This is a genomic window from Marinoscillum pacificum (assembly GCF_024714495.1).
In the GTDB taxonomy this organism is placed as follows: Bacteria; Bacteroidota; Bacteroidia; order Cytophagales; family Cyclobacteriaceae; genus Marinoscillum; species Marinoscillum pacificum.
Genome location: NZ_JAMZMJ010000006.1, coordinates 346030 through 372206 on the forward strand (window position 1 = coordinate 346030; position 26177 = coordinate 372206).

The following is a 26177-nucleotide window of genomic DNA, read 5'->3' on the forward strand; positions in this document are numbered from 1 at the left end:
AGCTTATGAATTCAATTACTAAGCACATTTTCAGTCTTGTGTTCGTGATCTCAGCAGCAGCAGCGGTTGCACAACCAGGATGGAATTGGGGAGATTCAGTGGACAAAGCAAAAGAGAAGAACGCACTTTATGCAGACTTTGTAAAAGCGGAAAACTGGAACGCAGCGATAGGACCACATTCGTGGTTGTTAAAAAACACTCCTGATTTGAATGCTTCTATCTATATCAATGGAGCAAAAATCTACGAAGGATTGGCAGAATCTACAGAAGACAAGGCTAAAACTTTGGAGTACCAGGAGAAGGCACTTGAAATGTATGATTTGAGAATCAAATATTTCGATGACGAAGCGGATGTACTTAATAGAAAAGCTAACACTGCTTATAAATACTATAAAGGTACCCAGTCTAAGTACCCTGAGCTTTATGCGCTATTCAATAGAGCGTTTGAGGTGAATGGCGTAGACTTTTATACTGCGAACCTTACAGCCTATATGGATGTAATCAGAAGATATAAGTTGACTGGTGGTGATGTGTCTGATGAGGAAGTATTTGAAAAATACACTCAAATTTCTGATACCTTCGAAAAAATAAAAGCAAACGGTGGTAACGCTGACAAGATTGACAGATACATGGATATCGTTGATAAAATGTTGACGGCTACTGTGAAAGTGGATTGTGAATTCGTAGTTCAGAAATTGGGACCAAAATTCCATGAAACGAAAGATGTGAAATTGGCAAAAACCATTTTCGCATTGATGATTCAGCAAAAGTGTACGGATGATCCGTTGGCAATGGAAGCTGCTATGGTGGTGAACGAAACTTCTCCTGACTATGGTATCGCAAAATTCATTGCTCAGAAGGCAGCTGCTGAAGGAGATAAAGCAAGAGCACAAGAATATTTCGAAAAGGCCGTTGAATTGACAGATGACAATTCTAAGAAATCAGAAGTTTACTTGAGCTTAGCTAGAACTCAGGCTGGATCAACTAAGTCTGGTGCGAGATCAAGTGCAAGAAGAGCTTTGGCATTTGATCCATCTAACAAAGAAGCGTATGTCTTCATCGGTGACCTTTACATGAACAGTTATGATGACTGTAAAGAAGGAGTGAGCCGTGTGAAAGATAGAGGTGTATTCCTTGCTGCTTATGAGATGTATCAGAAAGCTGGTGATTCTCAAAGAATGGCATCTGCGAAAGCTCAGTTCCCTTCTATTGAAGAAATCTTCAATGAAAACATGAAAGAAGGAGAAAGCCTGACTGTAGGATGTTGGATCAACGAAACTGTAAAACTTGAAAGAAGACCTGCTAATTAATAAGGTTAAAACATATTTTCAAACGGTCATGACGTTCGTTCATGACCGTTTTTTTGTTTGGGCTATAGTGTGCTTACTAGCCTGTATGGGTATATCATGTGAAGACAAAAAAGACATCCTGAACCAGGAAGTTTATGAAGGTCCTACCATATCCATGGATAGCATCTTCACCAAGATGAGCGACTCAGCTAGAGTGCGCGTTATCTTAAAAGCGCCTAAGCAAAACAACTTTGAAACCGGAGACCGTGAGTGGACAAAAGGTCTCTATTTGGAGTATTTGGATAAAGACGGAACCATTCTCTCCACATTCAAAGCTGATTACGTCTACTACACTTCTCAGGATGATCTTTACAAAGCCGAAGGCAACGTGGTAGTGACCAATTCCGATACTGGAGATGAATTGAATACTGAGGAACTATTTTGGGATCCCTCCAAAGAAGAGTTTTTCACTGAGCGATTTGTTACCATCCAGGAAGGTGATAATATTCACACCGGAGAAGGCCTTACTGCAGATCAGGATTTTTCCAATTACAAAATACACAAACCTCAAGGGACCATGTTCCTTGATGACCTATGAAACTCTTAGACTATATTCTATTTTCGCTAACTGCGGCTTTTTTAGTAATCGGTATTTATGAGGTGATGGCGGTAGGAATCGGCCAGGCTTATAGCCCATTAATGATATCGGTTATATTACTTTTTGTATTTTGGTATCGAAAGTCACAACGAGAGCAAAAGAAATAGTATTTTTATTAAGCAATGGAAGATCCCTCGCTCTACATGGGCATATTTGTTTGCCTACTTTTTTCAGCCTTCTTCTCGGGAATTGAGATAGCCTTTATCTCTGCAGATAAACTGCATATTGAGGTAATGAGTAAGAAAGGAACCTTTACGGGTAAAATCCTTTCTGAATTCGTCACCAAGAAATCCCATTTTCTGGCAACGATGCTGGTTGGTAACAATATGAGCATCGTGCTTTACGGTATCCTCATGGCTAAACTACTTGAGCCATGGTTATATGGTTATTTTACTTCGGATATTGCTGTGCTTGTTTTACAGTCATTATTGTCAACAATCATCGTATTAATTACGGCGGAGTTTCTACCGAAGAGCTTGTTCATGCTCAATCCCGATACCATGTTGACGGTTTTTGCATTACCAATGGCAGCTATTTATTACTTACTGTATCCAGCGGTATGGGTAATTACCGGAGTTTCCAGGTTTATGATTGTTAAGGGTCTTCGCTTTGCTTATTCGGAGGATAAGCCCGTTTATGGACTCACAGACCTGAATAATTATATCAAGAAAAACATTCTCAACATCGAGCAGGAGGAAGAGCCTGAGATTGATGCGAAGATTTTTAATAATGCCATTGAATTCAAGACCATTCGAGTTCGTGAGTGCATGATCCCGCGTACGGAAATTATTGCGGTGGATGTGAATGATGATATCGCTGAACTAAAGGAAGAGTTTATCGAGAGTGGCCATTCTAAAATTCTGGTGTACAAGGAATCAATTGACGAAGTGATTGGCTATTGCCATTCGTTGGAACTATTCAAGAAGCCAGAGAAGATCAAGGATATTCTTACACCAATTTTGATCGTTCCAGAAACGATGTTGGCCAACGAACTCTTAATCCAATTTATCACCGAGCGTAAGAGCATTGCCTTGGTCGTTGATGAATATGGAGGTACTTCCGGGATTGTCACTATGGAGGATGTCATCGAAGAGATATTTGGTGAAATCAGAGATGAGCATGATGATGAATACCTGGAAGAGGAGCAAATTGACGAAAGCAACTTCATACTAAGCGCGCGTCATGAAGTAGATTATCTCAATGACAAGTACGATTGGGAGCTTCCTGTCGGTGAATATGACACTTTAGGTGGTCTTATTTTGGCATTTCATGAAGATATTCCGACTGTAAACGAGGCAATTTTGATCCCGCCATTCCATTTTACCATCTTCACAATGGAAGAAAACCGCATTGACAAGGTTAAATTGACCATTTTGGACAGAGAAGAAGCGTTGTAAATCAAAGGTTTAGAATCATTTTTTAATTAGTGCACATGTGGTTATTTTTGCCGTCTTCAAAAAAACTACGCATAATAAATTATGGCGCTGATTAACACTTTACGGAAGAGAATGGGCAAGATCGTTGTTGCTTTTGTAGCATTCTCGATGTTTGCATTCATTCTGACGGATCTTTTCCAATCCAACTCTACGCTTTTTGGTAGTAATGACAGAAATGTAGCTGAAATAGCTGGCACTGATATCTCATATGAGCAGTTCCAGGCTAAGGTTCAGGAGCTTTCTTATGTTTTCGCAGTAAACAATGGTAGAGAGCCATTGGCAAACGAGCAAAAACAAATTAGAGATCAAGCATGGAACGCATTAATCCTTGAAAACGCATATTACCCTCAATTTTCAGAACTTGGAATTCAAGTAACTGAAGACGAGCAGCTGGACATGGTTCAGGGAAATAACATTCACCCTCAAATCAAGCAATTCTTTACTGACCCTAATACAGGAGAGTTTAGCAAAGCGAACGTTACACAATTTTTAAGCTCATTGAGCAACCCTCAGGCTGCTGCACAAAGAGCGTCTTGGGTTTCTTTTGAGCAAAGTCTTCTTCAAAACAGACTAGTAAGCAAATATGCCAGCTTGATGGAGAACTCTGATTTTGTAACAAAAGAAGAAGCAAAAGCGAAATATGTTGCTCAAAACAGTAACATGTCTGTTGATTACTTCTATGTTCCTTTCTTCAGTGTTAAAGACAGCATGTTCAATATCTCAGATTCTGAGATGGAGTCTTACTTGTCTAGCCATAGCGAGCAATATCAAAGAGAAGAGTCAAGAAGCATTAGCTATGTTTCATTCAACATTGAGCCATCTGCTGATGATAGTGCGTTTGTAAGAGATGAGATCAGAGCTTTGGCTGAAGGTTTCGCTACAGCTGATAATGACTCCATCTATGCAATGAGAAATTCAGATGGTACTAATTACTTCAGAACTATCAACGATCCAGGGTTGATCCCAGTTGGTTTGGTTGGTGCTGAAGTAGGTACTGTTTCAGCACCAGTTTTGACCAACGGAGTATATACGGTTCAAAAATTGTCTGACATCACAGAAGGTGACGAAGCATTCGTGAAAGCACGTCATATCTTGATTGAGTCTGATGGAACATCTGCTTCTGCAAAGGATGAGGCTAGAGCTAAAGCGAACGATATCTTGAGGCAATTGAAGAGAGGTGCTGATTTCGCAGAACTTGCTGCTGAGAACAGTGCTGACCAGTCAAACGCAAACAATGGTGGAGACCTTGGTTGGTTTGGTGAAGAAGGAAGCTTCGTTCAGTCTTTCAAAGATGCAGTATTTGCTCACAAAGGAACAGGATTGTTGGCTGAGCCAGTTGAGACTTCATTTGGTTTCCATATCATCAGAATTGATGAGCCTAAAACATACACAGCATATAAAGTTGCTGTAATCGAAAAAGAACTTTTCGAAAGCGATGCTACTTTGAACGAAACTTACAGACAAGCTGATCTTTTAGCTTCTAATAGTGATGATACTGAGTCATTCATTGCTAAAGCAGAAGAAGCAGGTCTTCAAGTAAGAAACGCAAGCAACATTGCTAAAAATGATTCTAGAGTTGGAGTAATCACTGATGCAAGAGCAATCACACTTTGGTTGTACAATGATGCTGAAGTAGACAAAGTTTCTGACGTATTTGAATTGGACAACACATATGTAGTGGCTGTGATGACAGGTCGTCAAATGGAAGGTACTGCTAAGTTGAGCCAGGTTAGAAATGAAATCGAAAGCAAAGTATTGAATGAGAAGAAGGCGAAATTCATCAAGGATAAAATTGCTGGTCTAAGTGCTGGTGATTTTGATGCGATGAAAGAAGCTTACGGTACTGAAGCTAGAACTGGTTCTGCAGATCTTACATTGAACAGTAACTCATTTCCGAATGTAGGTTTCGCTCCTGAGGCAGTAGGTGTAGCATTCTCTTTAGAAGAAGGTGAAAAAACTGCAGCTTTTGAAATCACAAACGGTGTATTGGTACTTTCTGCCACTTCTAAAACATTAGCTTCTGACCAGGAGAACTACGACTCGTACAAAACTACTGTTGCGAATGAGCGTAAGTCAAGACAAACGGTAATCGCTAACTTCCCATTAAGCTTCTCTCCATTGTTTGTGCCACAAGCACTTGACAATGCAGTAAAAGAGTTTGCTGACATTGAGGATAAGAGATACAAATTCTTCTGATAAGAAGATAAGAAATATACAAAACCTAAAGCCAGTGATTTTCACTGGCTTTTTTTTACCTTGAGATTATGAGTTGGGATATAGAATCATTTCGACAAAAGCTGGAAGATCAGCATGAGTTTCCAGGCACTTATAAGTTCAAATTCATTGTTCCTCATGAAAAGCGTGATGAAATTGTTGAGGTACTTCCTTTAGGAGATATCAAATACCGAGATAGTTCCAACAAAAAATACGTAAGTGTGACTGCAGAGGCCGAAATGGAAACAAGTCAGGCGGTATTGGATGTTTATATAGAAGCCAACAAGATAGAAGGCTGTATCGCTTTATAAACCGAAAACACTATGTGGAAAGAAGAAGATAACCGATTAAAGAAGACATTTGAGTTTAAAGACTTTGTAGAGGCGTTTGGCTTTATGAGTCAGGTGGCTATTATCGCTGAGAAAATGAACCACCATCCAAACTGGAGCAATGTCTACAATACCGTGTCTTTTGAATTGAATACACATGATGCTGGTGATGTGGTTACCGAAAAGGATCACAAACTGGCAGCTGCTATTGATGATTTAGTTAAGTAATGGAAGAAACAAGGCTTTACCTGGTGCCAACTCCTATTGGCAATTTGGCGGACATTACTTACCGTGCGGTAGAAGTATTAAAATCTGTTGATAAAATACTGGCTGAGGACACACGTACCTCAGGTGTCTTGTTAAAACATTACGGCATTAATACGCCCACAGAGAGCTTTCACGCATTCAATGAGCACAAACGTACTGAAGGCATCATAGAGCGTCTCCAGAGCGGCGAAAGGCTGGCGTTGATTACCGATGCTGGTACTCCAGGTATTTCCGATCCAGGCTTTATGCTTGCACGTGCAGCGGCTGAAGCCGATATAAAAGTGGAGTGCCTTCCGGGAGCGACCGCCTTTGTTCCGGCTTTGGTCAAATCAGGATTGCCATCAGACAAATTTGTATTTGAAGGATTCCTGCCACACAAAAAAGGAAGGCAAACTCGTCTGAAAATATTATCCGAGGAGACCAGAACAATTGTTTTTTACGAATCTCCACATCGTCTGATGAAGACTTTGGAGCAATTTGTAGAGTTCATTGGGCCAGAACGAAGTGTTTCAGTTTCCCGAGAGCTGACTAAGAAATTCGAAGAAACTGTAACAGGACCATTACCAGAAGTGATAGATCATTTTAAAAATCACACTGTAAAAGGCGAGTTTGTAGTTATCTTAGAAGGACGAAATGACTAACCTCCAAGATATCACATTAGCTACCGCAGAACTTGCGAAAACTACTGCTCAGTTCATCGCTGAAGAAGCGGCTAATTTCTCCAAAGATAAAGTAGAGCTCAAAGGAAAGAGCGACCTGGTTTCTTATGTTGATAAGGAAACAGAAAGGAAATTGGTAGCGGGTCTAACGGAAATTTTGCCGGAAGCGGGTTTCATTACAGAGGAAAACACGATCTCTCAAGATAAGAAAGCTTACACTTGGGTGATTGACCCATTGGATGGAACCACCAACTTTGTACATGGTTTGCCTGCTTATGCCATAAGCATCGGATTGATGCATGGAGATGATGTGGTGGCTGGGGTAATTCATGAAGTTACTCGAAGTGAAACCTTCTATGCGTGGAAAGATGGCGGTGCTTTTATGAATGGTGCACCAATTCATGTGACCGATGCTGCTTCCATAGATGAGAGTTTGTTTGCTACTGGATTCCCAATCTATAATTTTGAAAAACTTGATGACTACCTGGCTATCCTGAATGAGCTCATGAAAGATGCACACGGACTTAGAAGAGTAGGGAGTGCGGCTACTGATATGGCTTATGTAGCATGTGGTAGATACGAAGCATTTTTCGAATACAACCTCAATCCATGGGACGTAGCTGCTGGAGTAATCCTGGTAAAAGAAGCAGGTGGATTTATCTCCGACTTTAAAGGTGGCTCAGATTTCTTATTTGGACGAGAAATGGTTGCTGCTGGTCCGGTTCATCCAAAATTGCTTGAGGTGATCAAGAAGCATTGGTATTAAGCCCAAACCTTAGTTCCTTCCGTGCAGTTTTTGCACATCTCAATGTCTTCTCTAGAGTGCAATAAGGTGTTTCTAAAGGAGGTATAGGCACCTGATGTCCAGATATCTTTAAAAGACTCCTTTGTGGTATTGCCAAAAACATGCTGCGCGTTTTTGTCAAAACAGCATGGAACTACTCTGCCATCCCAGGTAATTACACAAGAATGCCACATACGCCAGCATTCGTTTTCCATCGCATTCTTAATGCCGTATTGGCCATTGTCAAGCTGACGGTAGCGTGCGTATTTTTCAATGGTAGGGATCAAGTCATTGCCAAACTCATAGTCATAGATTTGAGCAGTTTTAAACCCTAACTGGTCCACACCATACTGTTTGGCCATTTCTTTGATCTGAGGAATCTCGTGTTCGTTAGGTCTCACCACCAGAAACTGCCACAGGATGTGTGGATGCTTCTTACCGAGTGCTTTTTTAGCAGTAACCATATTTTTGGTTCCTTCCAGTACTTTGTCCAGCTTGCCTTCTTTTCGATAAGACTCATAAGTCTCCTGCGTGGCGCCATCTATGGAGATGATCAATCGATCCAAACCGGATTCGATGGTTTTATAAGCCGTTTCCTCGTTTAGGAAATGAGCATTAGTAGAAGTAGCTGTATAGATACCTCTATCAGACGCATATTTGATCATTTCATGCAAATGCTTGTGCAAATACGGTTCTCCCTGAAAATAGAAAATCAAGTAGGAGAGTGTGTCGCCAATTTCATCGATGAGGTTATAGAAATGATCCGGATCGAGATTACCTGTAGGTCGAGTGAAAGAACGTAAACCGCTAGGACATTCCGGGCATCGAAGATTACACGCCGTTGTGGGTTCTATCGAGATGCTAATGGGCAATCCTTTGATCTCGGGATTTTTCGTTTTTCTGGATTTTTGGAACGAGCTGTATACCTGCCATGCGTTATTTAGGCGTTTAAGGGTTAGCTTTGAGGCCAATCGGTAGCTATCACTCAGATTGATATACATAAGGTTAAACTTATAAACCATTACCCGAATATGAAGTTCCAAGCACTGCTTTTTTCTATAATTCTATTCATAAGTGTTCCTTCGTTTTCGCAAGGAGTCACTTTATCCAAAGAAGCGGAGATCTATATCATGACTTTAGGGCCTTATCAAGGCGAACTGTATTCTGCTTTTGGTCATAGCGCCATTCACCTAAAAGATCCTATCAAAGGAGTTGATTGGGTATACAACTACGGGGTCTTTGATTTCGATCAGGAGAATTTCTACTGGAATTTTGCGCGAGGTAAAATGCTCTACAAACTTGGGATGTCTCGCTACAAAGGGTTTTTCGAAGCGTACAAAGAAGACAATCGCTACATCATTGAGCAGAAGCTTAACCTAACACTGGCAGAGAAACAGCAACTAATTGATTACCTGGCAGAGAACTACAAGCCGGAAAATAGAGATTACTATTACAATTACGTCTATGATAACTGTGCTACGAAAATCAGAGATGTCATTACGGATAATTTTCCCGGAAGGATTCAGTTTGATACGACCTATGTAGCAGAGGATAAAACGATTCGTGATTTAATGCATGATTATTTGCATTACCAGCCTTGGGGTGAGTGGATCATCGACATTGGGCTTGGTATGCAAATAGATAAAGTGGCTTCTGCAGAAGAGTACATGTTTTTGCCGGACTATGTAGCTCGTGGATTTGAAAATGCTACTTTCCAAAGAGATTCAGTCACTGTTCCATTAATAGCTGAAACCATCGAAGCGTATAAACCTGAATCAGAAGAAATGAGCAATGGAGTGTTCACTCCGTTTAATTTTTTTGTGATCTTCTTCTTTGTAGTAGGGTTCTTCACCAACAGAGATTTTAAGCGCATGAAGCGTACCAAGTGGGTAGACCCATTGGTGTTTACACTGCCTGGAATTATCGGTTGGTGGTTGGTTTTCCTTTGGGCGGGAACGGAGCACTTGTCTAAAGAAAACATGAATGTGCTTTGGGCTATTCCGGTCTTTATTCCATTTGCCTACATGCTAGGAGTGGAGAAGCTGCAGAAATTTTTAGGTGCCTTCTTCCTGATAATCAGCACGTGGTTCTTGTTGTTGCTAATGCTTTGGACTGCTTTCCCTCAACCGCTCAATCAAGCGATGATTCCATTGGTGCTGACGATGGTACTGAGAGGATATTACATCTACTTTGACTTGAAAAAGCAGCAGGAAAAAAGAGCGAAGGCTGATGCGCTGCCTAAGAACTAGAACGTGTAAGATTCGAAGCCAGAGTTTGGACACTTTCAGGAACTATGTAATTGTCTAAATCGAATTCAAATTTTTCTGATGATGTATCCACTTGGTGGGTTAATGAATGGAAGCTAGTTATTAATGCTTCGTATTGTTTTATTGATTCAATAATTTTTTCAAGTTTATATCCGATAATCTTTTTATGAGTAGTACTCAGATTTTCATCAATCGCTGAAGTCAGGTTAATAAAGTATCTATTTAGAGATAAAAACTGAGAGTCAAAATGAATGAGTTGCATTAGCCATTTCTCCCTTACCACCGAATCCGCTGTGAAATGATTATCGATATGAACAAAGAAGTCTCTTAATCCTGCAGAACCAGTAATTCCGTTATAATTGAAAAGGGAATACAATTGTTCGTGTGTCCAGTTTAATTCATTAATTAAGGAGTTATATGCAAATTCTTGATCCTTTTTGATATTATCTTTCTTTCGATCATTTCACTCTTGATCTATTGCTTCTAGTTGTGTGTCGTTGGCTTTCTTTTGTTCTTTGAATGCTAAATAGACCAAATAAGCAGCAACGATATTTATTACAGGAGCTGTGAGGCCTCCTATAACATCTCCAATTTCTCCTTTTCCGGATAAATCTAGAACTTTAAAAATTGCCTCTCGGGTTAAAACCCATGGACTTATAATAGCTATTACTAAAGCAATTATTAACAGCTTCTCAACGCTTTTTGTAGTTGAATCTTTTTTTGATTCTTTTTTCATTTAATACTCAAGAAACGTATTCTAGATCAATAATGAAAGAGTTATTTTAATAAACCATTTTGTTTCCTACAGTGATATTCGCGGAAGTGAAGTCCTAGGCAAGAAGGGTAAGAAAAATTTACCTTAAGTAAGGATAATTTAACTTTTATGAATTTTTATATATCACCCATAAAAAGAGGAAGATTTCAGGGAGCTCCATTACCACTTCCGAAGTAATATTGGATAAAACATCTGATAAAAAATCCATACTCAAATGTAAAGGATGATTAGCAGAAATTGAAATGACTCCTAAGAACTAAACCACTGATACATATTGTACAGCCCCAATCCTAGAAAGGCAATTCCGGGTACTTTGTGAACAAGGAATTGATTGCTGGCGATATTGGTGAATTTTCTTCCTAATCGGTTGACAGTTAGTAAGAGCAAAAAGGTGCCAATAGTTAATCCTGTCAGATAGATCCAAAAATGGTATTCCTTCAGAGATATCCATTTGTTGGCTTGCAAATAGGCAGTCACTGTAAGCCAAAAAGGAATCGTCAACGGATTTAAGATCCCGAGTAATACGCCTTTTTTGAAGCCGTTTCGGCCTTTGATTTCCGCGGTTCTATTGATGAGTTTCTCGGTATCGGTTTTAGCAAATAAGTTGATGACACCCAGCACGATCATGGCGATGGCCGTGATCAAAGTGAAGTTTTCTGTGAAGCCAGGGCGTTCACTTAGGAAGATCTGAAATTTCACAGTGACTCCTGCATAGACAAACTCGGTAAGTGAGGCTGCCAGAGCAAAGAAAAAGGCAGGTCGCTTTAGCCCTTGTACAGACAGCTGCATGGTGGTGATATTGATCGTTCCTGGAGGGATCGATCCGAGGTAGCTTACCACGAAAGCAACGATGAATACCTGAAGAGCCATTTAGTTTTGGGCAATTTTGTTGTATGCTTTAATCGCACGCATTTTAGCCAATCCTTGTTTCAATGTCCAGTACTTCACACCACTTTTGTGATTGGCCCTGCTAACTTTTGCTAGCTGACTGAGGTGCCACAGAATGGCCTGATATCCTTTCCAAAGTGGAAATCCTGGTTGGTAAATGTGGCCTGGTTCTGCTCCTGTGCCATTCAATTCCAATATCTTAAAGTTTTTCAACTCTTCCAGCTCTTCAAAACTGTTGCAACGAAGGTCAAAACGTCCAAAATGAAATCCATCTATTTGATTGGCCAACTCGCTGAATGCCTGATGAAGTTTTTCTGTTGCTTTTGGCGTCATATTTAAGAAGGTGGTTCCACGGCAGTGATTGCCAATGGATTCTACCACGACCTTTTCACTTTTAGCCGGAATCCTACTCATTACCTCAGCAAATCGTGGATGATCAAAATCCAATTGCAGCATGGCCCGAGGACTTTTTTCTAGCAGTTGATTTACAGAGTGCCGTCCATCACCAATCACGTGCAGAAAGTCCTTTTGAACGATGGAAGTCACTTTTCCTGTTGACTCACCAGGTAGTTTTATGAAGAAAACCCCCAGCTCGATAGGGTAATTAGCAAACTCCTGCATCAAAAAGTTAACCGGGCACTTGCTGATGTAATTCTCAAGGTCTGATTTAGTCTTGATCACTTCTACCAAATTACCACGCTCGCCAATATCTGGCTTGCAAACAAGGGGGAAACCTAGTTCTTGAGCAAAACCTAATGCGGATTTAGTGTCACCTTTTTCAATGAGCTGATACCTTGGAATGAACCGTTCAGGGATCAACTTAAAAATTTCTGATTTGCTTTCACCCAGCATTCCTCCAAAGTCGATTGTTGGGTTAGCCGCCGTAAAAAAGAAAAACGATCTACATCTGATCACCAGCCAGGTATAATAGAAATAGACTGGAAAATATAAAACACCAAATGGCCAGTACTCCCAGTGGGTTACTTTGTGCCAAAATTTACCAACGCCCGAGAGCATCAGGCATTTTGTGATTTTTGAAAGCGAACTGTTGAGCTGGCAACTCCGAAATGTTCTGGAAGAACGACCTCTGGAAAATCCGTCTTAATGCCCACTTTGATCAGCGCCATATGGTGAATGGTGTGCTCAATATTATAAGCTAGTTCACGTAAGTAGCTAGAAGGTATGGAGGACTCCTGATCTGAATCGATTTCGTAATTGGCTACCATGGTCAAAGGATAGTCTTCGCGTGTTTCATCCAGAAAGTTTTGCGCAGACTCGATAATGTCTTTGGCTAATTGCGGGTCTTTCTCCAGGTATGGATCATGCTTGCGGTTATCATAGTTGATGACCTGATCAGTTGCAGAATCCATCAAGCAGATAAAAAACTCCAGTGTATGGCGTACATGCTGACCGATGCTGCTGTTGCTCAGTGTATCGATGGGTTTGGAAAAACTTTCCCTTGTAAACTGATCAACTACACTATGCAGCTGATTTAATAAGTTGATTGCAGATTGGTTGATTGACATAATTCAGAGGTATCTGACTTAGTGCTGATACTTAGTTTGCCATGTTATTTGAGATTTTTTGATGAAGTTGGCTTCATCCTTTTGCCAATATTTCAGCGTGTTAGTGCCAAATCGATTGTAAAACAAGTAGAGCTTTCCATCAGTAATGGTATATGTTTCAGGGTTAACCTCTACTTTCTCCCCTGTGTCAGCAATGGCGTAGGCACACCATCCACCAAATTCAGGAGTGTATTTGGATGGATTCTCATCAAACGTCTTCTTATTGGCCATGCTGTGGAAGTAGAACGTTGCTCCATCGTATGTGGAAGCAAATAGCTCATTTCCTTCTTTTGGTTCGCCTGAAAAATAGCTCACTACATCATAGCCATCAGCGACTACACCTTTCTTGTTCACATTCCAGTTCGAGTCTTGCACGAACATCACCGCCAATATCCAGATTAATTTGAGCATAGCTATAAGTGTTGATTAACTGCTTAATTTAAAAAATATTCACCTAAAGCTATTTGAATTAATGTTCACGATCTGACAAATCGTTAACAATTTCAATGCTCAGGTTCATCTCAAAACCTTTACGGATTAAGTACGCAGTGGTTTTCTGCTTTCTTTTCCAATTGTCAGACTCGTTACTTAATGAGCGGAACTTTTGACTGGCAAGGGACTGTAAAATGTCTTCGTATCGCTGTGGGTCGATACTGTTTAACCCTTCATTAATGGATTCTCCAGCAATTCTGAGTTGATTCAGCTCTTGTTTGATGCGGTTTTTGCCCCATTTGTTGAATTCAAACTTGTCATGACAATATGCGTGAACAAATCGAGCTTCATTGACATAGTTTTCCTGTATCAGCTCAGCCAATATCGACTGAGCGTCATCTTCATCAAGCTCCCAACCAAGCAATTTTTGCATGACCTGATAAGGAGCTCGTTCTCTTCCTGCGCAATATTTGGCTGCTTTGGCCTTAGCCTGTTTTAACAACCGCTCATTGCTCATTCTTTGATAAAGCCTTTTCTTTTAAGGACAGTCTCGATGAAACGAATTTCGTTCTCGTTGTTGAAGATTTTGAATGGGAAGTACAAAAGCTGAGCCTTACTTGCATATAGCACAAAGTGATCTTTGCCTTTGGTAGCTCGCTTGATTTGATCCCATTTCATTGGCATGCCTTGCTTGGCATTCAGTTTCAACAAGATTTGCTGACTACTGATTTCGTAGGACATTTTCTGGAACATGAACTTACCTTGCTCCAACTGAGTCACACCTGCAAACTGGATTACCCAAAACAAAATGTACAATACAAGTGCTATGGTTGCACCAATGATCCACCACCAGTTCGGAATGATAAAATACCCTGCACAAATCGCCAGGTAGATTAATCCAACCCACCATTGTTGCTTTAGTACAGCGCCAAGAGCGGTTTTGATATACGTATTCGTAGGTAGTTGATACTTTTTAGTTCTTACAATCATCTTATCTAATTGCTTTTAAGCTAATGTCTAAACTTTTATAGGAATGGGTTAAGGCTCCAACAGAAATGAAATCCACTCCAGTCTCCGCAATCTCCCCAATATTCAATTCTGTAATGCCGCCGCTAGCTTCTGTCTGCATTCGACCAGCCACCATTTTTACGGATTCTCTCAAATCGGATGGCAACATGTTGTCTAACAGCACACGGTGTACATGACCCGTATCTATTACTTGCTGCAGTTCTCTAAGGTTGCGAACCTCCACTTCAATCTTCAGATCGAGATTATTCTTTTTGAGATACTCCACTGTGGATAGAATGGCATTTTCAATACCTCCAGCATAGTCCACGTGGTTGTCCTTCAGCATGACCATATCATACAATCCGAAACGGTGATTCACTCCACCACCAATTGCCACAGCCCATTTTTCAGGTAGTCTGAAATTTGGAGTGGTCTTTCTCGTGTCTAGTAGTCTTGCTTTCGATCCTTTGATCAGTCTGGTGATGCTGTTGGTGTAAGTAGCAATTGCACTCATACGCTGTAAGCAGTTCAGTACTAATCGCTCAGAACTTAATATAGCTTGTGCATTACCTTTTACGATAAACCCGATATCCCCATTATTGACAAAATCACCATCCTTCTTGTAAAACTCAATCTGGATGTTTTTATCAACATAGTGGAAGATGCGCTCTGCAAGTGTAAGACCTGCGATGATGCCTTGATCTTTGATGATGAGTCGTGCCTCACTTACCTGATCAGCAGGAATGCTGCCAAGCGAACTATGATCGCCATCGCCTATATCTTCAGCTAATGCTGTCTTGATAAAGTAGCGAATATTCTGCTCGGTGAGATACGGTTTGGTCATAAGACCGCAAAATTAGAAAAGAATCCCATTTCTGGGCCTATATACACCGTACTATTCTTTAGTGAAGTTGATCGTATCGATTTTGAAATCCTCTTTTACCTTTTTGATCAGCATAACCACACGGTATTTACCACCATCGATGGTGTAGGACCCAATGGTGTATTTCATGCCCTCAGGTGACGTTCCTTGATGAATGTAGGAAAATCCTTTCGGTGGGTTTTTAAGGAAAAAGTCTTTCAATACTACTTCCGCTTGCGCAATGCTGTAATTGGAAGTTTGGCCGTCCATTTTGATTTCCAGATTGGAATTGCAGTATTTGATTAACTCTTTAGAACTACCAGCTTTCATAGCAGTACTGATATTCACCAATACAGCATCCTGCTGACTGTTCCAGATATTAAAAAGTAGTGTAATCGAAATGAGCGATACTTTGATCATGCTATAAAGTTATCGAAAATTATGCCAAAATAGTTTCCTCTATTGATAAACCAGATTTTCTTATAATTCCCTTACTAGAGGATGCTATATTTGCCGCAAGAAACAGCATAAAACCCTAATCATCACATTTTACTCGTTGAACAGGTTTTAAACTACAATAGACATGAATAAGAAAGTCATACTCATCATATTGGATGGATGGGGAATTGCTACAGACAAGAACGTTTCTGCAATTGATAAAGCCAACACTCCATTCGTAGACAGTCTTTATGGAAAATACCCAAATAGCACCCTTGAAGCATCAGGATTGGCAGTAGGTCTGCCAGAAGGTCAGATGGGTAACTCCGAAGTTGGTCACATGAACATTGGTGCTGGTAGAGTAGTCTATCAGGATCTGGTAAAAATCAACAATGCTGCTGCTGATGGTTCATTGGCAAAAGAGCAAGAGTTGGTTTCTGCATTCGATTACGCAAAAAAGAACAATAAGAATGTTCACTTCATCGGATTGGTGTCTGATGGTGGTGTTCACTCACACGTAAAGCATTTAAAAGGATTATTATCTGCAGCTAAGGCTAATGAGGTGGACAATGTATTTGTTCATGCATTCACAGATGGTAGAGATTGTGATCCGAAAAGTGGTAAAGGCTTCATCAAAGAAGTAGAAGACCACATGGCAGAAACTACAGGTCAGATTGCATCTATCACAGGTAGATACTATGCAATGGATCGCGATAAGCGTTGGGAGCGAGTGAAGCTTGCTTATGATGCGATGGTCAATGCTACAGGTGAAGTAGAAACAGAAGATCTTGTTGCGGCGGTACAATCATCATATGATGAAAACGTAACGGATGAGTTCATCAAGCCAATCATCCATACAAAAGGTGGCGAGCCGGTAGCGAAGATCGAAGAAGGCGATGTGGTAATGTGCTTCAACTTCCGAACGGATAGAGGTAGAGAAATCACTCAAGTGTTGACACAAGAGGATTTTCCAGATCACGATATGAAGAAATTGGATCTGTACTACCTGACTATGACCAACTACGATGATACCTTCAAAGATGTGAAAGTGGTGTTCGATAAGGACAACTTGAAAATGACTTTGGGTGAAGTATTGGCGAACAATGGCAAGAAGCAAATCCGTATCGCTGAAACAGAAAAATATCCACACGTTACGTTCTTCTTCTCTGGTGGAAGAGAGACTGAATTTGAAGGCGAAACTCGTCTAATGTGTCCATCTCCTAAAGTGGCTACTTACGATTTACAGCCAGAGATGAGTGCCAATGATATCAAAGACAAAATCATTCCTGAGTTAGAGAAAGAAGAAGTTGATTTCGTATGTCTCAACTTTGCTAACCCAGACATGGTAGGTCACACTGGAGTATTCGAAGCAGCTGTGAAAGCTTGTGAAACCGTAGATGGTTGTGCAAAAGCTGTGGTAGAAACTGCTTTGGCTCATGGATACAGCAGTATCATCATTGCAGATCATGGTAACTCTGACATCATGGTGAATCCTGATGGTTCTCCAAACACAGCTCACACAACAAACCTTGTTCCATGTATTCTAGTAGATGATGAATACAAAGGAGAGTGGAAGTCTGGTAAGCTAGGAGATCTTGCTCCAACTATTTTGAAACTAATGGGAGTACCTAAGCCGGAAGAAATGACCGGTAATGAGTTATTCTAAATATGAAATATACTCTTATAATCATGGCACTGCTGGTATTCGGCAGTGCCTGTAAAGAAAACAAACGATCTGTACGGGAGATCCATGTGTATTTTGATCTGGACTCACTTCTGGATGAGCAGAAATACACATTGACTGATCGTGGAGCTAAAGTGGTAAAGGTTGTTCAGATGAATGGTGAAGAAGAAAGCCAGACATTGGAGCCTGATACTGCGGTTTGGGAAAAGGAGTTTTCGATTATTAGAGATTTCAATTTGAACAGACCATTTTACGTGGGTTTGTTTGATCAGCAACAAAAAGAAAATATTACCAGCTATCAATCGTCTGATGAGGATGTAGCTGTAAAGAAGTTTGACCTCTTTTATAAGGAGGGAGAGCTGGTTCGAGTAGAATCACTGCTACAAGAATCAAAATATATTTATTCCAACGAGAGAAAACTGACCCTTGAGTTTAAAGATGGACTTTTGAGTTTCTATCAAATAGATGGAGAACAGAAGATGATCCTTCAGGACAAAGAAGATTATGTAATCTCCGGGTCAATTAGAGTGCAATGAGCGGTAAAGAGCAGCGGAAAAAAATAAGCAAAGACGGGTTCAAAAACCTGATGGGCATCTTTCAATACATGTGGCCTTATAAAGTGCCCTTTATTGTTGGTCTGATCCTATTAGTAGTCTCCAGTTCCATTTTTATGGTATTCCCGTATGTGTCGGGAAAGCTGGTAGACCTTGCTTCAGGTAATGGCAACTGGTTTGCCGATAATATTGGTACTGCAGCCCTGATTTTATTAGGAGTGCTGTTTTTCCAAAGTGTTGTTTCGTTCTTCAGAGTGGTGTTGTTCGCGAAAGTGACAGAAAATGCAATGGCCAATATTCGTATTGAGCTGTATGAGCGAATGATTGCTTTACCAATCACCTTTTTTGATAAACACAGAACAGGAGATCTAATCAGTAGAATCTCCAATGATGTTTCTACACTGCAGAGCACCTTCTCAACAACTTTAGCTGAGCTAATTCGCCAATTCATTATTCTGATTACGGGTATTGGTTTGATTTTCTTCCTAACACCGTCGTTGAGTGTATTTATGCTAGCGACATTCCCAGTGATCATTGTATCAGCATTCTTCTTCGGGAAATTTATCCGTAAGCTGTCTAAGCAGACTCAGGAAGAATTAGCAGATGCAAATGTCATTGTAGAGGAAACCATGCAAAGCATTCATGCGGTGAAGTCTTATACTTCTGAGGCATTTGAAATGCTGCGTTATGGCACCAAAATGAGATCAGTGGTGAAGACAGCTTTGAAAGTAGCTAACTGGAGAGGCGCATTCATTTCCTTCATTATCTTCATGATTTTCGGTGGGATTGTAGCCATCCTTTGGTATGGAGCTAAGTTGGTTCAGTCTGGAGAAATGACCGTAGGGGATTTGATCCAATTCATATTGTACACCACATTCATTGGGGCATCCATCGCGGGGCTTGGTGATTTGTTTGGACAAGTAGCCAAAGCAGTAGGAGCCGCAGAGCGTATATTGGAAATTCAAGAAGAACTACCAGAGTGGGAAGAATCAAAAGCTGCTAAAACGGCTGGCCTGGAAGGAGATATTAGTTTCTCGGGTATTCAGTTTAGTTATCCAACTCGTCCGGAAGTACAGGTTCTCAATAACATTGATCTTACCATTCCTAAAGGGCAGAAAATCGCCCTGGTTGGACATAGTGGAGCAGGTAAGTCTACCATTGTTCAGCTGTTGATGAAATTCTATCCAGTAGATGGAGGAGCCATCACCATTGGTGGTCAGGACATCTCTCAGTTGGATGTGCAATCTTTAAGATCTCATATCGGTATTGTTCCACAGGAAGTGATTCTGTTTGGTGGGTCTATCGAAGAAAATATCAAATACGGTAAACCAGATGCTACTCATGAAGAAGTGGTAGAGGCAGCTAAAAAAGCGAATGCTTTGGACTTCATTCAGAAATTCCCTGATCAGTTCGATACAACCGTTGGAGAGCGTGGAATTAAATTGAGTGGAGGTCAACGTCAGCGTATCGCGATTGCCAGAGCGGTATTGAAAGATCCGGATATTTTGATTTTGGATGAAGCAACCAGCTCACTCGATGCTGAGTCTGAGCACCTGGTACAGCAGGCATTGAATCAGTTGATGGAAGGCCGTACCACGATTATCATTGCTCACAGACTAGCAACGATCCGCTCGGTGGACTGTATCTATGTTTTGGATAAAGGAGAGATTGTTGAGTCTGGTACTCATGAAGAGCTTCTGGCCAAGAATCAAGGTTCTTACAAGAACTTCATCGAGCTTCAGCTTCAGGATTAATTAGACATTGGGTACAGTGATGTCAATTGCTGTACCTCTACCTGGTCTCGAGTCAATGTGCATGTTTCCATTCAAAACACGTACTCTTGACTCTATACTACTGATTCCTAGTCCGTAGCTGGTTTTTTCTGGATCAAAACCTTTGCCATCATCTTCGATCATCAGGTTGATTTCATCTTCTCTAATGGTAAGAATCACTTCAATAAAAGTGGCTTCAGCATGTTTAAGGATGTTGGTGACGGACTCCTGTATGATCCTGTGAAATTCTACCAGGATGTTGTTGATCGCATTTACTTGATCCAAAGAAGGAGATTGAAAATCTACTTCTATTGAGTGCAATGATTGAATCTCATCCAGATATTTCTGAATCATATAGATGAGGTTATCACCAAACACTTGAGGATTGGCCAAATGGTGAGATAATGTTCGGATCTCGTGGTATGCGGTGTCTATTTGTGAAAGCACAGCAGAATCCTTTCCAGATTGGGCGCTCAATGTGTGTTTAATACCCGCTAAAGTGCCCGCTACTCCATCGTGTAAATGCTGTGCTATTCGTTGCTTTTCTTTTTCCTGAGCTTCTATTTGAGTTTTGATCATCAAAAGCTCTTGTGTCTTGGCCTGTTCTTGTTCGCGAATCATTTGCTCGGCACGTTCTGCGAATAGTTTTTGACGAATCACATAAATGATAATGGAAGCAGAGATTAGCAACAGAAGTGACCCAAAAATGATGGCATATCGAATGAGCTCTTCCTGATCCGCTTTTAGTTTTAGGTTTTCCTGCTCTATTTCAAGCTGCTCTATTTTGGACTGCTTCTCCTGAGTTTCGTATTTGGTAGCTAGCTCAGAAACTATCTGACGTTGAGACACATTGTTTAAGCTGTCATGCAGTTCTTTGTAGAGCTTCAAATAGGTATAAGCCTTTTCGTAATTATTCACTTTGGTGTAAGTCTCTGCAATGTCCAGGTAGACATTTTCGGTATCGATGTATTGAAGGTGGTCAACGATCTTCAGGCTTTTTAAATGATAGTTAATGGCTTCCGGATAGCGTTGCAATTGACGAAGAGTAATAGCTGTTAGGTTGTACAGTTCCAATGAGTCAATACGATTCCAGCTACCATTATTCAGTTTTTCTAACTCACGACAACTCCCAAGGGCTTTGTTGTAATCGGCCTGATCGTAGTGGATCAACGCGATGTTAAACATGGGAATAATGGCATAATCTGGCTTGTCCAAAGCGATGTACTGATCTCTGCTTTTTTCATAAAGTGACAATGCCAAGTCAATACTGTCCAGGGCAAAGTGACAGTTTGCCAAACTAGTGTAGACACTCGCCTTTGTCAAAGGTTTAGTGGTGAGATTGAGCGCCTGCTCATAATATTGTATAGCCTGTGGCACCTGATCTTCGGATGAATTGTCGAGGAGGATGTTGCCCATATTGATGTAGGCAGAAGCTTGATTATCTGCAGAATCAAGTTCCTGAGCAATAAACAAGGCTTTTTCTATGTGTTTCCAGGAAGTCTCTAAGTTTCCAATCTGATTATAGGTCTTGGCCAGGCCTCTTTCACTGATAAAGAGATCATTGTCAAAGCGAGAAGAGTCTAAAGCGATAGCTTTTTGAAAGTAGAGTATAGAGGAATCAAACTCTGTAGTACGATAATATCCTAATGCAATAATGTTGAAGAGTTTTCTTCTGCTGACCACATCATCTTTTGAAGTTGACCTTAAAAGAACTAGCGCACTGTCCATTCGCTGTTGATTGGTCAAGTCAGAATACATCTGAAGAGAATCAATTTTGTCCGGTAGACTTGACCCAATCGGAGTGATTTGAATGCTTACCTGAAGAGTCAGAAAGCATAAAAGTTTCAAGAAATTCAATGTGCTGATCTATTTGTGGTTGAAAACTGGTCGATTTGTACACAACTACCTTGTACTACATGCAAGATGTGCATTATCTAACTAGTTTTCAACCTTAACTCATTGAGAATCTAGTGAATAGTTGGATTTAGAGCCACTTTCTGCTCTTCATGAAGATCACCATGATCACTGCTACCACACCAATCAGGCTCCAGAATCCTACTGGATAACTAATGGCCCAACCTAGTTCTGGCATGTGCTCGAAGTTCATTCCATAAATACCAGCAATGAATGTAAGCGGAATGAAAATAGACGACATCACTGTCAAGACTTTCATGACTTCATTCATTTTATTGCTCAGCTGTGATAAGTAAAGATCCATGACACTATTAAGGATTTCTCGATAGGTATCTAGATTTTCTACTACCTGTACAGCATGATCGTACGAGTCACGAACGAACATTAATGTTTGATCAGAGAAGAACTGTCCTTGTGAATTGGAAATCGAATGCACCACATCTCTAACTGGGTACATGTATCTTCTTAGCTGAATTAAATCTCTTCGGATTACCTGGATGTCATTGAGCTCAATTCTGTCTGGACGTCTTACCACCAGGTCATCCAATCGCTCGATTTTGTTCCAAACCTGATCTAACGTTTCATAATAGAAATCAATGATGACATCTATTAACATGTAGGATAGATAGTCAGCACCTCTTTTACGAGCTCTACCTTTCCCATTTCTTAAACGTGTCCTAATATCATTAAAAACATCCCCTGGTTTCTCCTGAAAGCAGATGACGAAGTTGTTGTGAGCGATTATACTCACCTGCTCAATATCTATTTTGTTATGATCTTCCAGATGGTTGATCATTTTCATAGAGATATACAGGTGGTCTTCAAACTCTTCAACCTTCGGTCTCTGATTTGTATCCAGGATATCTTCCATAGTTAATGGGTGAAGGCCCATCAGCTTGCCAATAGAAGAAATTACTTCTACATCATGCAATCCCTGAATATTGATCCAGGTGACAGTATCTGGATTGTTGAACCGTTCAAGTTCAGCTACTTCAGTTATTTCTATTTCTTCAATGTGATCATCCGTGTAGTCAATCACCTGAATTTTGATTTCATCGGTGTAAACCTGACCTGTATAAATCAAACTTCCTGGGGCCAGACCAGTCTTGGGTCTCTTACGGCTTACGGAAACGGGTACATATTTAATTGGGTTGAGCTTATTAAGCTTCTTGAGTTCGTTTAATGTGCTGTTTATCATGCAAGGACCTCTTCTGTTTCTGGAATAGTTTTTCTTGGAGCATCATCTGGTAGACATATGCCTGGTGGCAAGTCAATATCGGGTGGCAAAGATACTGGTAACCCTCCTTCATCATCACTATCTGTATCGTTGTTTCGCCTGTTTTTATTGGTGCGAATGAATACAAACACAATGAGAATCGTGTAGAGAATACCACAAAGAATGATGTCCCAAATCATAATGGTCAGTACAATAAACTAGAGATTTCGATAAAAGTTAATTAAAAAACGTCCATTTCGGCGCTTTGTTAGATAGAAATCAACTGATTTTACCCCCTAGTTTTCTTATTCATATATATTTACTTACTTTGTGCTTCCAAAAAATGCCAGCTTTGGGACGCCCTAAAATTATTCGTTACGTATGTTGTTGACCTTGTTCTCTGGTGAAAATGAAGGACTTCTCTTTGGAGTCTTTGGAGTGGTGATTATCGCCTTTCTCCTCGTTGATTTGGGCGTGTTCCATAAGGCGCATCACAAAGTCTCTCAGCGAGAGGCACTTTTACAAACTCTTTTCTGGGTAGCTGTATCAGTTGTATATGGTTTCTTGATCTATTTTTATGGAGAAGGCCCACAAGCATCTATTGAGTTTTTCTCTGCTTACGTAACGGAAAAAGCACTTTCTATTGACAACATATTTGTGATCTTATTGATCTTGAGGTATTTCAATGTCAAAGAAGATTACTACCACAATATACTCTTCTGGGGGATTTTAGGAGCTATTGTATTTAGGGCCATCTTCATTTTTGTTGGTGCGTTCTTGATTGCTCAGTTCCACTGGATCCTTTACATCTTTGGTGCATTCCTTATTTATTCAGGAATTAAAATCTTTGGTGAAGAAGATGAGCCAGACTTGGAGCCAGAAAAGAATCCTATCCTTAAGTGGGCGAAGAAGATATTTCCTTTCACAGATAAGCCAGCTGACGGCAAGTTTTGGATAAAGGAGAATGGTAAAAGGTTATTTACTTCTTTGTTCCTTGTCATCATCCTGATCGAATCTACTGACTTGATCTTTGCGGTTGATTCAATCCCTGCGGCATTTGCGATCTCTCAAAATGAGTTTGTGATTTATACATCCAACATTTTTGCAGTAATGGGTCTTAGAGCAATGTTCTTCTTGTTGGCGAACGTTCTTGATAAGTTCTACTTACTTCAGAAAGGATTATCGATCGTATTGATCTTCATTGGTGCGAAGATGATGTTGGAAATGGAAATCATTCAAAAGGGTTTAGGATATTTATTTGGAACGGATCACATTCACATTCCAATCTTCTTATCCTTCGCTGTGATTATGCTGGTATTAGCAGGATCAATCATCTTCTCTCTAATCTTCCCTAAGAAACCAGAAATGGTGGAAGCAGAGGCAGAAGCTTAATAATCGAACATTATATATAAGACATAAAAAAAGCCTGATTCTTTCAGGCTTTTGTATTTCTATGGGCTTTGATCTTATTTGGTAAACCCTATTTTCTTAGCTTTCCAGCCATTCTCTTCCAGCGATTTAGCTGATTCGAGAACCTTTTCTTTCAGAGATTCTTTATATCCCTTCAAGTTGGCAGAGATTTTCTTGTCAAATGCTCCAATGATTTCAGCTGCAAGAATACCTGCGTTCTTTGCTCCGTCCAGAGCTACTGTAGCCACAGGGATACCACCAGGCATTTGAAGAATGGATAGTACAGAGTCCCATCCATCAATCGAATTTCTAGACTTTACGGGAACACCAATAACAGGAAGTGTCGTCATGGATGCTACCATTCCCGGAAGGTGAGCGGCACCACCTGCACCAGCGATAATTACTTTCAGTCCTCTATCTGCAGCTTCATTGGCATATTCTACCATGCGCTCAGGAGTTCTGTGTGCAGATACTACAGTTACTTCGATTTCAACACCTAGTTCTTCCAGGATTTCTGCGGCTTCAGACATGACAGGAAGATCTGACTGGCTTCCCATAATGATTCCTACTTGTGGCTTACTCATGCTTTTACTTTTAATATTTCTTTGACCTTCAGTGCTTTGGTCTTTAATGTTTCTGTGCTTTCATCCGTAATGGTGATATGTCCCATTTTACGGAATGGTTTAGTTAGTTTCTTTCCATACAAATGAAGATGTACTCCAGGAATGGAAAGTAATTCATTCAAACCTTCATATTTAGCATTACCAGTGTATCCGTCTTCACCAAGTACATTGACCATGGCTGCTGGTTTGATTAATTCTGTTGAGCCAAGAGGAAGATTTAAGATAGCTCTCAAGTGCTGCTCAAACTGAGAAGTGATATTCGCCTCTATGGTTTGGTGACCAGAGTTATGCGTACGTGGTGCTATCTCATTAACCAAAATCTGATCATCCTGAGTCAAGAACATTTCTACAGCCAACAGACCTACCATGTCTAATTTGCTAATGACATCCTCAGCCAGAGCATAGGCTTTTTCTTCTACTTCTTTGGCAACTTCTGCTGGAGCAAATAGGAACTCGACAAGGTTTGCAGTAGGGTGAAATGCCATTTCCACTAATGGGAAACACTTCACTTCACCGGCTTCATTTCTTGCCACAATAACGCTTAGCTCCTTTTTAAAATCAACCAACTTCTCTAACAATGATGGAGCATCAAAGGCTTTCTCAAGGTCTGCTTCCGTTTTGATGATTTGTACACCTTGTCCATCATACCCACCTTTTCCCAGTTTATTAACTGCTGGTAGAAAAGAAGCATTGCTTTTTACTTCCTCTGCATTTTCTGTCAAGATGAAATCTGCAGTTGGGATTCTATTGGCTTTATAAAAAGTCTTCTGCTTGCGCTTATCCTGTATCATTTCTACGATAGCTGGCTGCGGGAAAACCTTCTTGCCTTGTTTTTCCAGTTCTTTTAGTGCGTCGGTATTAACTGCTTCTATTTCGATCGTTAATACATCTTTATCTGCACCAAAAGCCATTATGGTGTCATAATCCGTCAAGGCACCTTGTGTAAAGGAATTAGCCATTTTGCTACATGGAGCATTTGGATCTGGATCGATCATGTGAATGTCCAAATTGAAATCTGTTGAAGATTGCAACATCATGCGTCCAAGCTGTCCTCCTCCTAATACGCCTATTTTAAGGTCGGTAATATCTTTATTCATAGCTAAACCAGTAATCTTACATGTCAGGGATGACAC

Annotated in this window: 28 protein-coding genes; 13 read left to right on the forward strand and 15 right to left on the reverse strand. The window is 40.4% G+C overall.

Annotation, left to right across the window (positions count from 1 at the left end; translation table 11 throughout):
• Positions 1 to 5 precede the first annotated feature (5 nt).
• The 8 genes from NXS00_RS16110 (at position 6) to NXS00_RS16145 (ending at position 7618) form a co-directional block, all read left to right on the forward strand.
• The gene (locus tag NXS00_RS16110) at positions 6 to 1310 is read left to right on the forward strand and encodes a tetratricopeptide repeat protein (RefSeq protein ID WP_258100271.1); all 1305 of its coding nucleotides are present in this window, start codon (positions 6 to 8) and stop codon (positions 1308 to 1310) included.
• Between the two features lie 28 nt (positions 1311 to 1338).
• Positions 1339 to 1887: an LPS export ABC transporter periplasmic protein LptC gene (lptC, locus tag NXS00_RS16115; protein WP_258100322.1), complete on the forward strand. Its 549-nt coding sequence runs from the start codon at positions 1339 to 1341 to the stop codon at positions 1885 to 1887.
• Positions 1888 to 2069: 182 nt separating this feature from the next.
• On the forward strand, positions 2070 to 3344 hold the full coding sequence (locus NXS00_RS16120; protein ID WP_258100272.1) for a hemolysin family protein: 1275 nt from the start codon (positions 2070 to 2072) through the stop codon (positions 3342 to 3344).
• An 81-nt stretch (positions 3345 to 3425) separates the two neighbouring features.
• Positions 3426 to 5579 (forward strand): peptidylprolyl isomerase, encoded by a 2154-nt coding sequence (locus NXS00_RS16125; protein ID WP_258100273.1) that lies wholly within the window; start codon positions 3426 to 3428, stop codon positions 5577 to 5579.
• A gap of 68 nt (positions 5580 to 5647) precedes the next feature.
• A complete protein-coding gene (locus NXS00_RS16130) occupies positions 5648 to 5908 on the forward strand; it encodes a DUF493 family protein (RefSeq protein ID WP_258100274.1) in 261 nt (86 codons plus the stop codon).
• A 12-nt stretch (positions 5909 to 5920) separates the two neighbouring features.
• Complete coding sequence (locus NXS00_RS16135; RefSeq protein WP_258100275.1) at positions 5921 to 6154, forward strand: 4a-hydroxytetrahydrobiopterin dehydratase; 234 nt, start codon at positions 5921 to 5923, stop codon at positions 6152 to 6154.
• Positions 6154 to 6834, forward strand: coding sequence for a 16S rRNA (cytidine(1402)-2'-O)-methyltransferase (rsmI, locus tag NXS00_RS16140; protein ID WP_258100276.1), 681 nt, complete (start codon positions 6154 to 6156; stop codon positions 6832 to 6834). Before NXS00_RS16135 ends, rsmI begins: the two co-directional genes overlap by 1 nt.
• Positions 6827 to 7618, forward strand: coding sequence for an inositol monophosphatase family protein (locus NXS00_RS16145; RefSeq protein ID WP_258100277.1), 792 nt, complete (start codon positions 6827 to 6829; stop codon positions 7616 to 7618). Before rsmI ends, NXS00_RS16145 begins: the two co-directional genes overlap by 8 nt.
• On the opposite strand, the gene NXS00_RS16150 is transcribed toward NXS00_RS16145, so the two are convergent.
• A complete protein-coding gene (locus NXS00_RS16150; RefSeq protein ID WP_258100278.1) occupies positions 7615 to 8637 on the reverse strand; it encodes a radical SAM/SPASM domain-containing protein in 1023 nt (340 codons plus the stop codon). The two genes, NXS00_RS16145 and NXS00_RS16150, sit on opposite strands and share 4 nt — an antisense overlap.
• A gap of 30 nt (positions 8638 to 8667) precedes the next feature.
• On the opposite strand from NXS00_RS16150, the gene NXS00_RS16155 reads away from it, so the two are divergent.
• Positions 8668 to 9885 carry a lipoprotein N-acyltransferase Lnb domain-containing protein gene (locus NXS00_RS16155; RefSeq protein WP_258100279.1) on the forward strand — a complete coding sequence of 406 codons (1218 nt, stop codon included), beginning with the start codon at positions 8668 to 8670 and terminating at the stop codon, positions 9883 to 9885.
• 481 nt (positions 9886 to 10366) lie between these two features.
• Here the strand turns inward: NXS00_RS16155 and NXS00_RS16160 are convergent, their stop codons facing one another.
• From NXS00_RS16160 to NXS00_RS16200, 9 genes are all read right to left on the reverse strand, one after another.
• Entirely contained in the window at positions 10367 to 10639 is a 273-nt protein-coding gene (locus NXS00_RS16160) for a hypothetical protein (protein ID WP_258100280.1), read from the reverse strand.
• Between the two features lie 288 nt (positions 10640 to 10927).
• Positions 10928 to 11548, reverse strand: coding sequence for a LysE family translocator (locus NXS00_RS16165; RefSeq protein WP_258100281.1), 621 nt, complete (start codon positions 11546 to 11548; stop codon positions 10928 to 10930).
• Positions 11549 to 12583, reverse strand: coding sequence for an ATP-grasp domain-containing protein (locus tag NXS00_RS16170; RefSeq protein WP_258100282.1), 1035 nt, complete (start codon positions 12581 to 12583; stop codon positions 11549 to 11551).
• Positions 12583 to 13092 carry a DinB family protein gene (locus tag NXS00_RS16175; protein WP_258100283.1) on the reverse strand — a complete coding sequence of 170 codons (510 nt, stop codon included), beginning with the start codon at positions 13090 to 13092 and terminating at the stop codon, positions 12583 to 12585. The genes NXS00_RS16170 and NXS00_RS16175 overlap by 1 nt, the downstream gene beginning before the upstream one ends.
• Positions 13093 to 13110: 18 nt before the next feature.
• Positions 13111 to 13542 carry a YHS domain-containing (seleno)protein gene (locus NXS00_RS16180; RefSeq protein WP_258100284.1) on the reverse strand — a complete coding sequence of 144 codons (432 nt, stop codon included), beginning with the start codon at positions 13540 to 13542 and terminating at the stop codon, positions 13111 to 13113.
• Between the two features lie 58 nt (positions 13543 to 13600).
• Entirely contained in the window at positions 13601 to 14080 is a 480-nt protein-coding gene (locus tag NXS00_RS16185) for a regulatory protein RecX (RefSeq protein ID WP_258100285.1), read from the reverse strand.
• Entirely contained in the window at positions 14077 to 14553 is a 477-nt protein-coding gene (locus tag NXS00_RS16190; RefSeq protein WP_258100286.1) for a YcxB family protein, read from the reverse strand. The genes NXS00_RS16185 and NXS00_RS16190 overlap by 4 nt, the downstream gene beginning before the upstream one ends.
• Position 14554: 1 nt before the next feature.
• A complete protein-coding gene (gene nadC, locus NXS00_RS16195; RefSeq protein WP_258100287.1) occupies positions 14555 to 15415 on the reverse strand; it encodes a carboxylating nicotinate-nucleotide diphosphorylase in 861 nt (286 codons plus the stop codon).
• 51 nt (positions 15416 to 15466) lie between these two features.
• Positions 15467 to 15853 (reverse strand): DUF4783 domain-containing protein, encoded by a 387-nt coding sequence (locus NXS00_RS16200; protein ID WP_258100288.1) that lies wholly within the window; start codon positions 15851 to 15853, stop codon positions 15467 to 15469.
• Positions 15854 to 16016: 163 nt separating this feature from the next.
• Between NXS00_RS16200 and gpmI the strand changes: the two genes are divergently transcribed.
• From gpmI to NXS00_RS16215, 3 genes are read left to right on the forward strand one after another with little or no spacing between them, the layout of a single operon-like run.
• Positions 16017 to 17537 (forward strand): 2,3-bisphosphoglycerate-independent phosphoglycerate mutase, encoded by a 1521-nt coding sequence (gene gpmI, locus NXS00_RS16205; protein ID WP_258100289.1) that lies wholly within the window; start codon positions 16017 to 16019, stop codon positions 17535 to 17537.
• A 2-nt stretch (positions 17538 to 17539) separates the two neighbouring features.
• Positions 17540 to 18091 (forward strand): hypothetical protein, encoded by a 552-nt coding sequence (locus NXS00_RS16210; RefSeq protein ID WP_258100290.1) that lies wholly within the window; start codon positions 17540 to 17542, stop codon positions 18089 to 18091.
• On the forward strand, positions 18088 to 19863 hold the full coding sequence (locus NXS00_RS16215; RefSeq protein ID WP_258100291.1) for an ABC transporter ATP-binding protein: 1776 nt from the start codon (positions 18088 to 18090) through the stop codon (positions 19861 to 19863). The genes NXS00_RS16210 and NXS00_RS16215 overlap by 4 nt, the downstream gene beginning before the upstream one ends.
• Here NXS00_RS16215 and NXS00_RS16220 read toward each other — a convergent pair whose 3' ends face one another.
• The 3 genes from NXS00_RS16220 to NXS00_RS16230 form a co-directional block, all read right to left on the reverse strand.
• Positions 19864 to 21729 (reverse strand): ATP-binding protein, encoded by a 1866-nt coding sequence (locus NXS00_RS16220; RefSeq protein ID WP_258100292.1) that lies wholly within the window; start codon positions 21727 to 21729, stop codon positions 19864 to 19866.
• A gap of 136 nt (positions 21730 to 21865) precedes the next feature.
• The gene (corA, locus tag NXS00_RS16225; protein WP_258100293.1) at positions 21866 to 22993 is read right to left on the reverse strand and encodes a magnesium/cobalt transporter CorA; all 1128 of its coding nucleotides are present in this window, start codon (positions 22991 to 22993) and stop codon (positions 21866 to 21868) included.
• Complete coding sequence (locus tag NXS00_RS16230; protein WP_258100294.1) at positions 22990 to 23211, reverse strand: hypothetical protein; 222 nt, start codon at positions 23209 to 23211, stop codon at positions 22990 to 22992. Before NXS00_RS16230 ends, corA begins: the two co-directional genes overlap by 4 nt.
• Positions 23212 to 23392: 181 nt before the next feature.
• On the opposite strand from NXS00_RS16230, the gene NXS00_RS16235 reads away from it, so the two are divergent.
• Positions 23393 to 24403 (forward strand): TerC/Alx family metal homeostasis membrane protein, encoded by a 1011-nt coding sequence (locus NXS00_RS16235; RefSeq protein ID WP_258100295.1) that lies wholly within the window; start codon positions 23393 to 23395, stop codon positions 24401 to 24403.
• A gap of 74 nt (positions 24404 to 24477) precedes the next feature.
• Here the strand turns inward: NXS00_RS16235 and purE are convergent, their stop codons facing one another.
• Both purE and NXS00_RS16245 read right to left on the reverse strand, forming a co-directional pair.
• On the reverse strand, positions 24478 to 25005 hold the full coding sequence (purE, locus tag NXS00_RS16240) for a 5-(carboxyamino)imidazole ribonucleotide mutase (RefSeq protein ID WP_258100296.1): 528 nt from the start codon (positions 25003 to 25005) through the stop codon (positions 24478 to 24480).
• Positions 25002 to 26141: a 5-(carboxyamino)imidazole ribonucleotide synthase gene (locus tag NXS00_RS16245; protein ID WP_258100297.1), complete on the reverse strand. Its 1140-nt coding sequence runs from the start codon at positions 26139 to 26141 to the stop codon at positions 25002 to 25004. Before NXS00_RS16245 ends, purE begins: the two co-directional genes overlap by 4 nt.
• Positions 26142 to 26177 lie beyond the last annotated feature (36 nt).

Bases quoted from the DNA above. Each gene is read 5' to 3' on its own strand.
- NXS00_RS16110 (WP_258100271.1), top strand. From the start codon at position 6: ATGAATTCAATTACTAAGCACATTTTCAGTCTTGTGTTCGTGATCTCA.
- lptC (WP_258100322.1), top strand. From the start codon at position 1,339: ATGACGTTCGTTCATGACCGTTTTTTTGTTTGGGCTATAGTGTGCTTA.
- NXS00_RS16120 (WP_258100272.1), top strand. From the start codon at position 2,070: ATGGAAGATCCCTCGCTCTACATGGGCATATTTGTTTGCCTACTTTTT.
- NXS00_RS16125 (WP_258100273.1), top strand. From the start codon at position 3,426: ATGGCGCTGATTAACACTTTACGGAAGAGAATGGGCAAGATCGTTGTT.
- NXS00_RS16130 (WP_258100274.1), top strand. From the start codon at position 5,648: ATGAGTTGGGATATAGAATCATTTCGACAAAAGCTGGAAGATCAGCAT.
- NXS00_RS16135 (WP_258100275.1), top strand. From the start codon at position 5,921: ATGTGGAAAGAAGAAGATAACCGATTAAAGAAGACATTTGAGTTTAAA.
- rsmI (WP_258100276.1), top strand. From the start codon at position 6,154: ATGGAAGAAACAAGGCTTTACCTGGTGCCAACTCCTATTGGCAATTTG.
- NXS00_RS16145 (WP_258100277.1), top strand. From the start codon at position 6,827: ATGACTAACCTCCAAGATATCACATTAGCTACCGCAGAACTTGCGAAA.
- NXS00_RS16150 (WP_258100278.1), bottom strand. From the start codon at position 8,637: ATGTATATCAATCTGAGTGATAGCTACCGATTGGCCTCAAAGCTAACC.
- NXS00_RS16155 (WP_258100279.1), top strand. From the start codon at position 8,668: ATGAAGTTCCAAGCACTGCTTTTTTCTATAATTCTATTCATAAGTGTT.
- NXS00_RS16160 (WP_258100280.1), bottom strand. From the start codon at position 10,639: ATGAAAAAAGAATCAAAAAAAGATTCAACTACAAAAAGCGTTGAGAAG.
- NXS00_RS16165 (WP_258100281.1), bottom strand. From the start codon at position 11,548: ATGGCTCTTCAGGTATTCATCGTTGCTTTCGTGGTAAGCTACCTCGGA.
- NXS00_RS16170 (WP_258100282.1), bottom strand. From the start codon at position 12,583: ATGCTCTCGGGCGTTGGTAAATTTTGGCACAAAGTAACCCACTGGGAG.
- NXS00_RS16175 (WP_258100283.1), bottom strand. From the start codon at position 13,092: ATGTCAATCAACCAATCTGCAATCAACTTATTAAATCAGCTGCATAGT.
- NXS00_RS16180 (WP_258100284.1), bottom strand. From the start codon at position 13,542: ATGCTCAAATTAATCTGGATATTGGCGGTGATGTTCGTGCAAGACTCG.
- NXS00_RS16185 (WP_258100285.1), bottom strand. From the start codon at position 14,080: ATGAGCAATGAGCGGTTGTTAAAACAGGCTAAGGCCAAAGCAGCCAAA.
- NXS00_RS16190 (WP_258100286.1), bottom strand. From the start codon at position 14,553: ATGATTGTAAGAACTAAAAAGTATCAACTACCTACGAATACGTATATC.
- nadC (WP_258100287.1), bottom strand. From the start codon at position 15,415: ATGACCAAACCGTATCTCACCGAGCAGAATATTCGCTACTTTATCAAG.
- NXS00_RS16200 (WP_258100288.1), bottom strand. From the start codon at position 15,853: ATGATCAAAGTATCGCTCATTTCGATTACACTACTTTTTAATATCTGG.
- gpmI (WP_258100289.1), top strand. From the start codon at position 16,017: ATGAATAAGAAAGTCATACTCATCATATTGGATGGATGGGGAATTGCT.
- NXS00_RS16210 (WP_258100290.1), top strand. From the start codon at position 17,540: ATGAAATATACTCTTATAATCATGGCACTGCTGGTATTCGGCAGTGCC.
- NXS00_RS16215 (WP_258100291.1), top strand. From the start codon at position 18,088: ATGAGCGGTAAAGAGCAGCGGAAAAAAATAAGCAAAGACGGGTTCAAA.
- corA (WP_258100293.1), bottom strand. From the start codon at position 22,993: ATGATAAACAGCACATTAAACGAACTCAAGAAGCTTAATAAGCTCAAC.
- NXS00_RS16230 (WP_258100294.1), bottom strand. From the start codon at position 23,211: ATGATTTGGGACATCATTCTTTGTGGTATTCTCTACACGATTCTCATT.
- NXS00_RS16235 (WP_258100295.1), top strand. From the start codon at position 23,393: ATGTTGTTGACCTTGTTCTCTGGTGAAAATGAAGGACTTCTCTTTGGA.
- purE (WP_258100296.1), bottom strand. From the start codon at position 25,005: ATGAGTAAGCCACAAGTAGGAATCATTATGGGAAGCCAGTCAGATCTT.
- NXS00_RS16245 (WP_258100297.1), bottom strand. From the start codon at position 26,141: ATGAATAAAGATATTACCGACCTTAAAATAGGCGTATTAGGAGGAGGA.